Raw genomic sequence first — 13,729 nt, 5'->3', positions numbered from 1 at the left:
ACAATAGATAAACTCCATAAATATCATTTACATTTCCCTGGAGGAAATATTATGTTATCAACAGAACTTCAACAAGAATTCATGATCAACAGAATTGAGAAAATTGTGGCTATTTTAATGGAAGAACGTCCTTTGTTTAAAGAAGAACTTAATCCAAGAGAAATGGTTGAACATTTATATCATATCGTTCAGCAAAACTTAACCAAAGAACAATTTAATAACTTATCTGAAGTTGTATACCTATTTTGAAATCAAGAGAGGTTTACTAGCTATTAATTCCCCTAAACAAACAGAAATTTCTAATAAGATTGGACAAGATTATCAAATTATTTTATTAGATGATTTAGCGATTTTAGAAAAAGGGCTAATAGTCAAAGATTTATGGGGATTTTTAGTCATCTTCAGATGACTTCTGCTATGAGACTGGGAATTCATTCCCAGGCGGGCTATGGGTTTTACGTTAAGTTGACATTGCTTCCACACCCGCCCAGAAATGAATTATGGCTTACGCTACGCTATCAGGGCTAATAGTCAAAGATTTATGGGGATTTTTAGTCATCTTCAGATGACTTCTGCTATGAGACTGGGAATTCATTCCCAGGCGGGCTATGGGTTTTACGTTAAGTTGACACCAATAAGCTCATGCTTTACCCCTACAAATCTAGGTTTTTCGTAATTCTTAAAAGTCCATGTCCCAACCATGTTGAGTAAGTAATTGGACAAAAATATTTACAGTCATTGCGAGGGAAGGGAAGCAATCACAACCCTGGCGATTGCTTCATTTTACTTCGTTCCATATGGCTAACGCCACGCAACGCTTACGCAATGACATTGTGTAATTAATTCTGTCTCATTACTTATAATAAGTACCGAAAGCCAAACATTTTTCTCTTGACATTCAATCTTGGTGACTTCTAAGCTATTATTTGGACACTACAAGACGGCGGATAACTGTAAAACTTACCCTGTACGCCTTTTGCATTCCGTCTTGCGTTAATACTCTGTTCCTAAAATAAGTAAACGGATAGACTATGATGATTTCAGAAACATTCAATTCAGTACCAGTAACCGTTTTGACTGGCTATTTAGGCGCGGGTAAAACTACATTATTAAATCATATTCTTACCTACGAACACGGTAAAAAAGTTGCCGTTATTGTTAACGAATTTGGCGAGGTAGGTATTGATAATCAATTGGTAATTGATGCAGATGAAGAAATCTTTGAAATGAATAATGGCTGTATTTGTTGTACAGTTCGCGGTGATTTAATTCGCATTATTGGCAATTTAATGAAACGCCGAGATAAATTTGATCATTTAGTCATTGAAACCACCGGTTTAGCAGATCCTGCACCTGTAATTCAAACGTTTTTTGTTGATGAAGATTTACAAAGTCAGTTGTCATTAGATGCAGTAGTCACAGTTGTTGATTCTAAACATATTTGGCAACATTGGGAAGCGGACGAGGCTCAAGAGCAAATTGCTTTTGCAGATGTAATTTTGTTGAATAAAACTGATTTAGTAACACCGGAAGTCTTAGATGAATTAGAAACTCGCATTCGCTCAATGAATGCAATGGCAAAAATCTACCGCACCCATAATTCTGAATTAGCAATGTCAGCTTTATTAGGAGTGCAAGCATTTGATTTAGATCATGCGTTAGAAATTGATCCTAATTTCTTAGGAGAAGATGCTCACGTTCATGATGAAAGCGTCTATTCTGTAGCGATAGTATCAGAAGGGACAATTAACGGTGAAAAATTAAATGCCTGGATGACAGAATTACTCAGAAATCAAGGTCTAGATATTTTCAGAATGAAAGGAATTTTAAATATTGAAAATGAAGATAATCGCTTTGTTTTCCAAGGTGTACACATGATATTTGATGGTAAAGCGGATAGACCTTGGAAAGTCAATGAAACTCGCAAAAATGAACTTGTATTTATTGGTAGAAATTTAGATGAAGCCAAATTAAAAGCAGACTTTTTTGCTTGTATGAGTTAGTAATACAATAGACATCTCCGGTAAAGATTGTAGAGACGTTCCATGGAAAGTCTCTACAGGGGTTTCATGTCACGCATATTTAATTTTCACCAGATGTCTAATGGAGGCGGGGTTTCCTCGCCCCTAAAGGTTTGGCGAATTGCTGTAAAAATAAAATATCACAACTATGAACTTAACAATTAATAAATCTCCAGAATTTACAAAACATTATTCTACAAAACTTGCAGATTATGTGACTGCTTTGGCTTGGTCTGCTGACGGTGAAATACTTGCAGCTAGTTCGGCTGCTGGAGAAGTTGTTTTATGGGAAAATGGCGAATTAACTACTTTACAAACAGCGACAGATAAAGCGGTAAATTGTTTGGCTTTTTCCCACGACGGTAAATATTTAGCTATTGGTGGACAAGATGGAAAAGTGAAAATTTGGTGCGGAAATAAATTAATTAGCACTTTAGAAAATGCCCCGATTTGGGTTGACCAATTAGCATGGAGTCACACCGATAACCAATTAGCTTTTAGTCTAGGTCGTTATGTGCAAATTTGGGATGCAGACACATTAGAAGTTGTTACAACTCTTAACTTTAATGATTCCTCTATTTTGGGAATTGATTGGCGTAAAGATGGCAAATATTTGGCTATTAATGGATATAAAGGCATAAAAATCTGGTCTACTCAAGATTGGGATGATGAACCATTTATTCTTCCTCTGTCTACCGTCAGTACAGCAATGGCTTGGTCTGATGATGGTAAGTATTTGGCATCTGGAAATATGGACCGGACTCTGACTGTTTTACAATGGGAACATCCTGATCCTTGGGTGATGCGGGGTTTTCCAGGGAAAATTCGTCATCTAGCTTGGTCAGACATAAAAACTCCCACAGATGCGCCCATTTTGGCTGTTTCTAGCGTTGATGGCATAGTAGCATGGGAGAAGTCGGTAGATGAATCTGTAGGCTGGGAAGCGCAAGTATTAACTAATCACCTGGATATCATTAATGCGATCGCTTTTGCACCCCAAAGTTTTATTCTCGCTTCTGCTGGTGCTGACGGTTGGCTATGTTTGTGGAATGAGAACAAAGAAGTTTCACAGATTTTTACTGACACTGAAGCCGGAGTTTCTACTCTATCTTGGCATCCCCAAGGACAATTATTAGCCGCTGGTGGTGAACAAGGTGAATTAATAATTTGGTCAACTTCTGGCGAGAATTAAAATTAATTGGTTTAAGGGAACACCAAAAAATAAATTACCCAATTTTGTGGGATGGGCATCCTGCCCGTCCTTGATGATTAGCGGGCAAGATGCCCGCACCACAAGAAATTTTTGGGTATTTTTTTAATTGGAAGTCCCTAAGTAGGTGAACACAATAAAACAAATCTGTGTAAACAAAAGTAAAATCGCCTCAACCCTCTTCACTCTTGCCTTTTGCCTTGCCATAACGACGATTTTCAATGCTAACCTACTTAGATTTAGATGTAGGGGTATCGCCCCCGTGCCTACCCCGGTATTTGGGGCAACCACAGGGGGTTTAGGTATCAAACCCACCCCAGTTGCAATTACAAATTAATTACCAATTATCGGCGCACTCAAAGAGACATTTTGTACTGCTTTGGCTGCGGCTAAGGTTGGTACAGAATCACGCAATCTTGCTGTTAATTGTACAGTTGTAGCGTCGTACATTTGGGTTAGCAATTTGGGATAAAAACCAATACCAATAATAGGTATCAACAAACAAGCAATGATAAAGACTTCACGGGGTTCAGCATCTATCAAATTCTGATGAGAAACTAACTCTTCATTTTCTTGTCCGTAGAAAATTTCGCGCAACATTGAAAGGAGATAAATTGGCGTTAAAATCACACCAACAGCCATCAAGAAAATGACAATAACTTTAAATGTCGAGTTATAAGCATCGCTAGTGGCAAAGCCGACAAATACCATTAATTCGGCGACAAAACCGCTCATTCCTGGTAATGCTAAAGAAGCCATTGAACAAGTTGTAAACATGGCGAAAATCTTTTGCATTTTCTTACCGACACCACCCATTTCATCTAACATGAGGGTGTGTGTGCGATCGTAAGTTGCACCGACTAAAAAGAACAAACTTGCCCCAATTAAGCCGTGAGAAACCATTTGTAAAACTGCGCCACTTAAACCCAAGTCGGTGAAAGAGGCAATCCCAATGAGAACAAAGCCCATGTGGGAAATTGAAGAGTAGGCAATTTTCCGTTTTAAATTCCTTTGGGCAAAGGAAGTTAGGGCAGCGTAGATGATATTTACTACCCCCAAAACCACTAACACTGGTGCAACGTAAGCGTGGGCATCGGGTAGCATTTGGGCATTCATGCGAATTAAGGCATAACCACCCATTTTTAACAAAATACCTGCTAGTAACATATGCACTGGGGCTGTAGCCTCACCGTGGGCATCTGGTAGCCAGGTATGGAGGGGGATAATGGGCAGCTTGACAGCGTAGGCAATCAGGAAGCCGGCGTAGAGTAAAAGTTGTAAATTGAGTCCAAAATCCTTTAATGCGAGCGATCGCATATCGAATGTCACTGTATCGCCATAAAACCCCATTGTCAAGGAAGACAGCAAAATAAACAGCGAACCGCCAGCGGTGTACAAAATAAATTTAGTCGCTGCATATTGACGCTTTTTCCCTCCCCAAATTGACAGGAGGAAGTATATGGGGACAAGTTCCAGTTCCCACACCAGGAAAAATAACAGCATATCCTGGACGGCAAAAACGGCAATTTGACCGCCATACATTGCCAAAATTAGGAAATAAAACAATTTCGGCTTTAGTGTTACAGGCCAAGCTGCTAAGATTGCCAGGGTGGTAATGAATCCTGTTAATAGAACCAGGGGCATGGATAAGCCATCAACCCCTAAAGACCAATTTAAGCCCAATTGCGGAACCCAGGGATAACTTTCCACCAGTTGCAAATCGGGATTAGAGAAATCGTATCCAGTATAAAAAGCGCAGACAATGAGGACAAAATCTATCAACCCGACAATGAGAGAATACCAGCGCACGGTTTTTCCATCTTTATCTGGGATAATGGGAAGGAGTAGTGATGCGGCTATGGGAAATAAAATAATCGTCGTCAGCCACGGGAAATTAGCTATATTCATCACAATTAATCTGCTATTAAAATCACGTTTGGTAACAAGTTAGTATCTAATAACTTCTAAATCACCTTAAATCAAGGATTACAGCCACAAGGTTAACATAGATGCTCAATTTAAGTTAATTTTAGATAAAAGAATTAACCAAATTTACCGTTAATGTAAGCTTTGGTGTCTTCCTGTTGAGGATCACTGAAAATCATCTCAGTTGAGTTGTACTCTACTAAGTAGCCACTACGTCCACCTGTTTCGGAAGCTTTAACGTTAAAAAACGCGGTTTTATCAGATACTCGTGATGCTTGGTGCATATTGTGGGTGACAATGACGATGGTATATTGTTCTTTGAGTTCGTGAATTAGTTCTTCTATCCGTGCAGTAGAAATAGGATCAAGGGCAGAACATGGTTCATCCATCAGGATAACTTCTGGTTGCACAGCGATCGCCCGCGCAATACATAAACGCTGTTGTTGTCCACCGGATAAGGATAAACCATTTTGTCGCAATTTATCCTTGACTTCATCCCACAAAGCTGCTTGTCGCAAACTCCGTTCCACCAATTCATTCATATCACCTCTGTAGCCATTGATTTTCGCACCAAAGGCAATATTTTCATAAATTGACTTGGGGAAGGGGTTGGGTTTTTGAAATACCATACCAATGCGTCTTCGCACTTCTACAGGATCAATATTCTGTGCATAGATATTTTTGTCGTAGAAATAAACTTTACCTTCGGGTCTAAATGAGTCAATTAAATCATTTAGCCGATTATAACATCGCAATAAGGTAGTTTTACCACAACCGGAAGGACCGATAAAAGCGGTGACTCGATTTTTAGGAATATCTAACCAAACATTTTGTAAAGCCAAAAAATTGCCATAATAGATATTTAAGTTTTCTGTGCGTAAAACTGATTCAGTTCCATTAATTGTGCTAATGATAGTATTCATAAAATCGGGCTTGATGAAAAAGTTTTTTTTGGTGATAGCTAAATTAAATCTTTTTTTCTAGTAACCCAGCGAGCAATAATACTAGTAATTAAAACCATGAATACAAGAATTAAAGACGCAGCCCAAGCTAAAGATTGCCAAGTTTGATAGGGAGAAGTGGCAAAGTTGTATACTAAAACTGCTAGAGAAGCAGTTGGTTTGAGGATACTATCTGGCCAAAAAGAAGAAAAAAGAGCCGTAAATATTAATGGTGCAGTTTCTCCAGCCGCACGAGCGATCGCTAAAATAGAACCAGTGACAATTGCAGGTAATGCAGTTGGTAATACCACCAAGATCACAGTTTGCAAATTAGTGCTTCCTAGTCCAATAGATGCTTGCCGTAAATCTTGAGACACTAATTGCAATGCCTCGTCTGTAGTTCGCACAATAATCGGTAACATCAAAATTGCTAGGGCGACTCCACCACCCAGGGCTGAGTAAGAGCCTAAATTCAGCTTTACCAAGGTTAAAACCACAATTCCATAGGCAAATACCCCAGCAATGATCGAGGGAACTCCACTGAGAACATTAGTAGCGAAACGTATCCATCTGGCAATTCTTCGAGAACTAAACTCACTTAAATAAATTGCCGCCAACACACCAACAGGAACACTAATTATAGCAGCAATTCCTACCATTAATAATGTTCCCAAAATGGCATTCCCAAAGCCGCCATTTTTACCAAAGGGAGGAGGTGGCAACTGTGTAAAAATATGGGTGTCTAAACTACTAAACCCTCTAATTACTACATAATAAAGCACTGCCAATAAAGGAATCAGTGCCAAAACTCCACAGACAAAAGCTAATCCAGTCATGACCATATTAACCAATGTTCGAGGAGACGAAAGAGAACGAGTTAGGCTTCCTTGCGGAAACAAAGAATTCATAATTTAACCAATATAACTTTTACTAATTTCATAAAACACAAAATTATCTGCGTTTATCCTCAGATCCCCGACTTCTTTTATTTATTGTGTCCAGAAACTATAAATTGATGTTAGAAGTCGGGGATCTTATGCATTCTAAATTCGCCCCACTCGTGCCACAATAAAATCCGCCAGAATATTGACGATCATTGTTAAGATAAATAAAACTAAAGCTGCATACATTAAAGCAGCAACTTGTAACCCATTAGCTTCCGCAAATTGATTTGCCAATAAAGAAGAAATCGTATTTGATGGTGCTAAGAGAGAGATATGAATATTGTTAGCATTACCTATTAACATTGTCACAGCCATTGTTTCACCCATTGCCCTCCCAAGTGCCAACATTACCGCACTGACAATGCCAGAAAAGGCAGCAGGGATAATAACTTGAAAAATGGTTTCCCAACGGGTTGCACCTATTCCTAGAGCGGCTTGACGCAAACTTGAAGGCACAGAAATCAAGGCATCACGAGAGATAGCCGTGATAATTGGCAAAATCATAATTGCTAATATTACTCCTGCTGGTAACATCCCTGGTCCAGTGGGTGCAGAACTAAAAATTGGCAACCAGCCTAGATAAGTATGTAGCCATGTGCCTAGATTTTTTAACACAGGGATTAACACAAAAATTCCCCAGACTCCATAAACAACACTGGGAATAGCCGCTAGGAGTTCTACTAAAAATACCAGGACTAAATTTACCTGGGGGGGGAGGAAATTCTCACTCAATAAAATTGCTGTTCCTACACCAATAGGGAGGGCTAAAATCAGTCCAATTAAAGAACTGATGAGAGTTCCGTAAATTGCTGGGAGTACCCCATATTCATTATTAACAGGGTTCCAACTGCTGGTAAAAAAGAAATTAATCCCGAATTTTTGGATAGCTGGTAAAGCACTAGTAGTAATTTGCAAGGCAATCCATAATAGAATAGCAGCGATCGCTAGGGCAAAAATTCGGGTTATCCAAATAAAACTCTGATCTAGATTTCTATCTATTTCTGAACGGTTTTTCGTGGTTAATGGATCTTCTGGAAAGTTTATAGTCATTCTCCTGACTCCTGACTCCTGACCAAGGGCGCAGGCCCTGCGCCCCTACCTCTTACCTTGAGAATTAGCACCAACAGAAATATGATAATCAGGACTAATTTGATCAGCCGCTGCTGCGACTTTATTAATTACATTGGCTGGTAAGGGGACATATCCTAATTCACTAGCTATCTTTTGTCCATCAGTTAAAGCATATTCAATAGTTGCTTCCATTGCTTTAGCTTTGCCGGCATCAGTATATTTTTTATAGGCGAGAATCCAAGTATAAGTTACTATTGGGTAGGATTCTGCCCCTTCAGGGTCGGCAATAAAAGCACGAAGATTTTCTGGTAAAGTTACTGATGCTAGAGTTTTAGATGCTGATTCTTCAGAAGCTAAAACAAACTGGTTGGATTTATTTTCTAAAGATGCAAATTTGAGTTTACTTTCCTTAGCATAGCCATATTCTACATAACCAATAGAACCTTGAGTTTGTTGAATTTGGGCGGTGACACCTTCATTACCTTTAGCACCAACTCCTATCGGCCATTTTACACTTTTACCTTCACCTACCTGAGTTTTCCATTCTGGACTAATGGCACTAAGATGTTTGGTGAAAACGCCCGTAGTTCCACTACCATCAGCCCGATAAATAACTTTGATTTCCTCTTTTGGTAATTTTACATTAGGATTGATTTTAGCGATCGCCGGATCATCCCAAAATTTAATTTTACCTAAGAAAATATCAGTGTAAACTGCTCGTGATAACTGGAGTTGAGGAACTTCTGGCAAATTATAAGCGAGGACAATACTACCCGCAGTTAGAGGTAATAGTAGCACACCTTTTTCTGCCGGAACTTTGTTAATTTCTTCATCCTTCATTGCTACATCACTAGCGCCAAAGTCTAATGTTCCTTGGGTAAACTGCTCAACACCCGCACCACTACCCACAGACTGATAATTAACTTTTAAATTGGGATATTTTTTGTTTAACTCTGTAAACCAAGTTTGATAAAGTGGGGCAGGAAAAGAAGCACCCGCACCTATTAATTCCATATTACCTCCTAAATCTAGTTTCCTAGAATTGGCAGTAGTTGTATTTGTCGTTTTACCAGGAGACTCACTTATAGTTGGATTCTTTGAGTTAGTTTCTCCACAAGCTGATAGACTAATTACTACTGTTAATACAGATATTGCAACTATCAGGCGATGATTTTTCATGAAACTGATTTTAAGTAGAGCAATCCTATTTGAGTTGATCAAGCCTCCAGTTCGGGTCAGTGCATCTGGGATTTCATTATATTCACTAAAAACTTGTCAAACATCCTCTTAAAGGTAGGTTGATTATCCATTAAGGGAACACCAAAAAATAAATTACCCAATTTCGTGGGATGGGCATCCTGCCCGTCCTTGATGATTAGCGGGCTTTTCGTCCCGCACCACAAGAAATTTTTGGGTATTTTTTTAATTGGAAGTCCCTAAGTAGGTGAACACAATAAAACCAAACTGTGTAAAGAAACGTAAAATCGCTGAAAACGTCTTTACTATTGCCTATTGCCTATTGCCTATTGCCTATTACCTATTACCTCTTGCCTCTTGCCTCTTGCCTATTCCCTGTTCCCTGTTCCCTGCCTTCACAGGCAACTTATTCAGCAAACCCTACTTAGGAGAATTTCAATGTATAATTTGACAATTTCTGTTATATTAGCGATCGCTTCTTCAAAAGTATCTCCTTGAGAAAGACAGCCCTGAAAAAGAGGACAAAAAGCATGATCATTTCCGTTTTTCTCCTTTGCGAGAATGACGGTGTAATTGTAAACTTCTTGACCTTGCACCTACTGTTAATTAACCCTTGCGCCTAATCAATGTTTGCTGCCTCGAATCAACTGCTATGGTCTATGATAGGCTTGCTCCTCACAATGGGTGGTACTTTCCTGGAAGCTTATGGTGTTACCTCACCTTGGAACTGGAGTCAGCACGGAATTCAAACCCTTTCACTAGGTGTCAGCTATCAAATTGGTGCAGTCCTACTGGTAGGCTGTTTAGGAGGTCGAAATGCTGGTGCGCTCTCGCAAATTGCCTATTTAGTCATGGGATTAACCTTATTACCTGTATTTGCCGAAGGAGGCGGTATCGGTTATGTTAAACTATCTCAGTTTGGCTATTTACTGGGATTTATTCCCGGAGCTTGGATTTGTGGATATTTAGCCTTTAAAGCTCGACCTCGGCTAGAAACTCTAGCTTTTAGTTGTCTTTGTGGCTTATTCACCGTTCACGTCTGCGGTATTGCTTATTTAATCATCAGTTATATCTTACCCTGGAGAGGAACAGACAATCTATCACTGATTCAAGCTATTCTTAAATACTCCTGCTTTGCACTGCCAGGACAACTAGTGGTTGTTTGTGCCGTTACCATAGTAGCTTATGTGCTGCGACATATAATGTTTTATTAGTCATTGGTCATTGGTCATTGGTCAGTGGTCATTGGTCAGTGGTCATTGGTCAGTAGCAAGAAAAAACAACTGACAACTGACAAAGAACAACTGACACCCAACAAATTTATCATGCGTATAAAAAATCGCTTCTTCTGGATTGCCGCTCTGATAGCATTTCTATTAGACCAACTGACAAAATACTGGGTAGTGAAGACCTTTAACCCAGGACAAACACTACCACTGTTAAGCGGGATATTTCATTTTACCTATGTGACTAATACAGGTGCAGCCTTTAGTTTATTAAGTGGCAAAGTAGAATGGTTACGCTGGCTATCTTTGGGTGTTAGTTTAGTATTGATAACCATTGCATTAACTGGACCATTGTTAAGTTTTTGGGAGCAAATGGGTTATGGTTTGATTTTAGGGGGAGCAATGGGCAATGGTATTGATAGATTTATACTAGGGTATGTCATTGACTTTCTTGATTTTCGGTTAATTAATTTTGCCGTGTTTAATATGGCTGATTCTTTTATTAGTATTGGTATAGTCTGCTTGTTAATTGCCTCATGGAAAAAAACACCAAGTAATTAAAAAATTTAATTCTTCTTTTGGAAATTCCCCTACTTTCCCGTTAATTTTTAACTTTTAACTTGCAATTGTTTATGAGTTTTCCCCAACCTCCTCAAAAGCCAAAAACTATAATTGGTCAAGTAACTCAAGCGGTCAGCACCATTCATGCTAGAGTCAACTTCTCCATGAAGCTCAAACCCAATGCTAAAGTACCAAAACTATTCGTCCATGATGCCGGCGGGAACCAAGAAGAAGAATATGATTTATTAGGCGATCGCTATATACTAGGACGGAGTTCAAAATCCTGTGATATCGTCGTCCGTAACCCACTTGTCAGCACGGTTCACCTCTCATTATCGCGGGACTCCACCCAAAACACCCCCGTTTTCACAATCAAAGACGAAAACTCCACCAATGGTATTTATCTCGGCAAAAGGCGGATAAATACCCTAGAACTGCGTCATGGAGATATCATTAACTTAGGACCACAGGATCTAGCTGATGCTGTGAGTATTCAATACATAGACCCACCAGCCTGGTACGTCAAAGCTGCCACCTGGACAGCCTATGGAGTCGGTGGTGTCACGGCTTTAATTGCCTTAGCCATAGGTGCAGAATGGCTGAAATTTTCCGTTAGACCCCTACCTACAGCCACTCGCGCCCCTGTCGTTGTCTATGCCCGTGATGGCTCAACCCCACTCCGTGAACCCCGCAATATCGCCCACGTAGACCTGAAACAATTATCAGACTTTGGCCCATATTTAGCTGCTGCGGTCGTAGCCTCGGAAGATAGTCGCTACTACTGGCACTTTGGGGTAGACCCCTTGGGTGTATTGCGAGCCGTACTTATCAACAGTCGTAGCGGTGACGTTCAACAGGGGGCAAGTACAGTTACCCAACAAGTAGCTCGAAGTTTATTCCGGGAATATGTAGGCAGTCAAGACTCTTTAGGACGGAAAGTTAAGGAAGCCGTCGTCTCCCTCAAACTAGAAACCTTTTACAGCAAAGACGATATTTTACTAACTTACTTAAATCGGGTATTTTTAGGTGCAGACACTTCCGGCTTTGAAGATGCAGCCAAATATTATTTTAACAAATCCGCCAAAGAATTAACCCTAGCGGAAGCAGCCACCTTAGTAGGGATTTTACCCGCCCCCAATGCCTTCGATTTTTGTGGCAGTGGTCCCCGGAAACTCGGTGCAGCCGACTACCGCAATCGAGTCATTAAACGACTGCTAGAAATGGGCAAAATTACCCAAGAAGAAGCCAACCGCGCTCGCCGTTCTACCGTTCAAGTTAGCCCCAAAGTTTGCGAAAGGCAAGCCAAAACCATTGCCCCCTATTTCTATGATTATGTCTTTCAAGAACTCACATCAAGGCTAGGTCCAGCAGCAGCTAGAGAGGGTAACTATATCATCGAAACCCAACTTGATCCAACTATCCAAGCCAAAGCCGAAGCTGAGTTAAAAAATTCCGTCACCAAAGCCGGCTCAAATTTTGGCTTTTCCCAAGGAGGAATGGTAACTCTGGACTCAAAAACCGGGAGTATTGTGGCTATGGTAGGCGGGACTGATTACAAAAAAAGCCAGTTTAATCGCACCGTTCAAGCCCAAAGACAACCGGGTTCTACCTTTAAAATTTTTGCCTACGCTGCGGCTATAGAAAAAGGGTTTTCGACCTATAGAAGTTATTCTTGTAGTCCTTTAACTTGGCAAGGTTTTACCTATAAACCCTGTCGGGCTGGTGCTGGTGGTAGTTTAGACATAGCCACTGGTTTGGCAATGTCAGAAAACCCCATTGCTTTGCGGGTAGCCAAGGAAATTGGTTTGAATAAAGTGGTAGATATGGCGCAGCGGTTGGGTGTTAAATCCAATCTTGAGGCAGTACCCGGTTTGGTATTAGGTCAAAGTGTGGTTAATGTGTTAGAAATGACCGGGGCATTTGGGGCAATTGGTAATCGTGGAGTCTGGAATCCCCCTCATGCTATTAGTAAAATCCGTGACAGTAGTGATTGCAAGGATCTTAAAGATTTTGAAACCTGTCGGGTGATTTACTCCTTCGATACAGATCCAAATGGTTCTAAACAAGTGCTAAAACCAGCAGTTGCCAATCAAATAACTACTATGATGCGGGGAGTAATTACTAGTGGTACAGGTCGTAGCGCAGCTATTGGTTTAGGTGAAGCAGGTAAAACCGGAACAACAAATGATAATGTAGACCTCTGGTTTATTGGTTTTATTCCTAGTCGTCAACTTGTCACCGGCATTTGGCTAGGAAATGATAATAATTCACCTACCTCCGGCAGCAGCGCCCAAGCGGCACAACTTTGGGGTAATTATATGGGTAAAATTACTAAGTAGGGTTTGTTAAAAAAGTCTTTTCGTTATGGCTAGAAGTCGGGGTGAAGAATTATCTTCTGTGCATAAGCACTTATGCCTTTAATTAAATGAACGTGGGTTCGACCAATAATTTTTAACCCCTCTGGTGAACCTCTCCCTAACCCTCTTCTAAGGGACTTCCAAGAAGTAAATTATCCTGATTAACGAACCACAGAGGCGCAGAGGACACAGAGGAATAAGGGTTTGAGAGATTTTTGCGTTAGGTGGTTGAGTATTTTTTTATTTGGAAGTCCCTAAGAGGATGTTTGAAAAGT

Annotated in this window: 12 protein-coding genes and 1 pseudogene; 7 read left to right on the top strand and 6 right to left on the bottom strand. The window is 40.1% G+C overall.

The window, feature by feature from the left end; genetic code table 11:
• The 4 genes and pseudogenes from IQ228_RS09655 to IQ228_RS09640 form a co-directional block, all read left to right on the top strand.
• Nucleotides 1-249 (top strand): annotated as a pseudogene (locus IQ228_RS09655) (hypothetical protein); the annotation flags it as partial.
• Complete coding sequence (locus IQ228_RS09650) at nt 233-409, top strand: hypothetical protein (RefSeq protein WP_199924434.1); 177 nt, start codon at nt 233-235, stop codon at nt 407-409. The pseudogene IQ228_RS09655 and the gene IQ228_RS09650, both read left to right, overlap by 17 nt.
• Before the next feature lie 622 nt (nt 410-1,031).
• Nucleotides 1,032-2,003, top strand: a complete 972-nt coding sequence (locus tag IQ228_RS09645) for a GTP-binding protein (RefSeq protein ID WP_027400657.1) — start codon at nt 1,032-1,034, stop codon at nt 2,001-2,003.
• A gap of 166 nt (nt 2,004-2,169) precedes the next feature.
• Nucleotides 2,170-3,213, top strand: a complete 1,044-nt coding sequence (locus IQ228_RS09640) for a WD40 repeat domain-containing protein (RefSeq protein WP_027400656.1) — start codon at nt 2,170-2,172, stop codon at nt 3,211-3,213.
• Between the two features lie 351 nt (nt 3,214-3,564).
• Here IQ228_RS09640 and ndhD1 read toward each other — a convergent pair whose 3' ends face one another.
• The 6 genes from ndhD1 to IQ228_RS09610 form a co-directional block, all read right to left on the bottom strand.
• Nucleotides 3,565-5,139, bottom strand: coding sequence for a photosynthetic/respiratory NAD(P)H-quinone oxidoreductase subunit D1 (gene ndhD1, locus IQ228_RS09635; RefSeq protein WP_027400655.1), 1,575 nt, complete (start codon nt 5,137-5,139; stop codon nt 3,565-3,567).
• 134 nt (nt 5,140-5,273) lie between these two features.
• On the bottom strand, nt 5,274-6,080 hold the full coding sequence (pstB, locus tag IQ228_RS09630; protein WP_193962751.1) for a phosphate ABC transporter ATP-binding protein PstB: 807 nt from the start codon (nt 6,078-6,080) through the stop codon (nt 5,274-5,276).
• A gap of 38 nt (nt 6,081-6,118) precedes the next feature.
• A complete protein-coding gene (gene pstA, locus IQ228_RS09625; RefSeq protein ID WP_193962750.1) occupies nt 6,119-7,006 on the bottom strand; it encodes a phosphate ABC transporter permease PstA in 888 nt (295 codons plus the stop codon).
• Between the two features lie 135 nt (nt 7,007-7,141).
• Nucleotides 7,142-8,092: a phosphate ABC transporter permease subunit PstC gene (gene pstC, locus IQ228_RS09620; protein WP_193962749.1), complete on the bottom strand. Its 951-nt coding sequence runs from the start codon at nt 8,090-8,092 to the stop codon at nt 7,142-7,144.
• 45 nt (nt 8,093-8,137) lie between these two features.
• Entirely contained in the window at nt 8,138-9,292 is a 1,155-nt protein-coding gene (pstS, locus tag IQ228_RS09615) for a phosphate ABC transporter substrate-binding protein PstS (protein WP_193962748.1), read from the bottom strand.
• 428 nt (nt 9,293-9,720) lie between these two features.
• Entirely contained in the window at nt 9,721-9,906 is a 186-nt protein-coding gene (locus IQ228_RS09610; protein WP_035081131.1) for a type II toxin-antitoxin system HicB family antitoxin, read from the bottom strand.
• Nucleotides 9,907-9,936: 30 nt separating this feature from the next.
• On the opposite strand from IQ228_RS09610, the gene IQ228_RS09605 reads away from it, so the two are divergent.
• The 3 genes from IQ228_RS09605 (at nt 9,937) to IQ228_RS09595 (ending at nt 13,436) form a co-directional block, all read left to right on the top strand.
• Nucleotides 9,937-10,524 (top strand): biotin transporter BioY, encoded by a 588-nt coding sequence (locus IQ228_RS09605; RefSeq protein ID WP_027400650.1) that lies wholly within the window; start codon nt 9,937-9,939, stop codon nt 10,522-10,524.
• A 111-nt stretch (nt 10,525-10,635) separates the two neighbouring features.
• The gene (lspA, locus tag IQ228_RS09600) at nt 10,636-11,097 is read left to right on the top strand and encodes a signal peptidase II (protein ID WP_027400649.1); all 462 of its coding nucleotides are present in this window, start codon (nt 10,636-10,638) and stop codon (nt 11,095-11,097) included.
• 71 nt (nt 11,098-11,168) lie between these two features.
• Complete coding sequence (locus tag IQ228_RS09595) at nt 11,169-13,436, top strand: transglycosylase domain-containing protein (RefSeq protein WP_193962747.1); 2,268 nt, start codon at nt 11,169-11,171, stop codon at nt 13,434-13,436.
• Nucleotides 13,437-13,729: the final 293 nt, after the last annotated feature.

Origin of the sequence: Dolichospermum sp. LEGE 00246, from assembly GCF_015207865.1 — a bacterium.
Classification (GTDB): domain Bacteria; phylum Cyanobacteriota; class Cyanobacteriia; order Cyanobacteriales; family Nostocaceae; genus Dolichospermum; species Dolichospermum heterosporum.
This window is presented reverse-complemented; position numbering and strand designations above follow the sequence as displayed.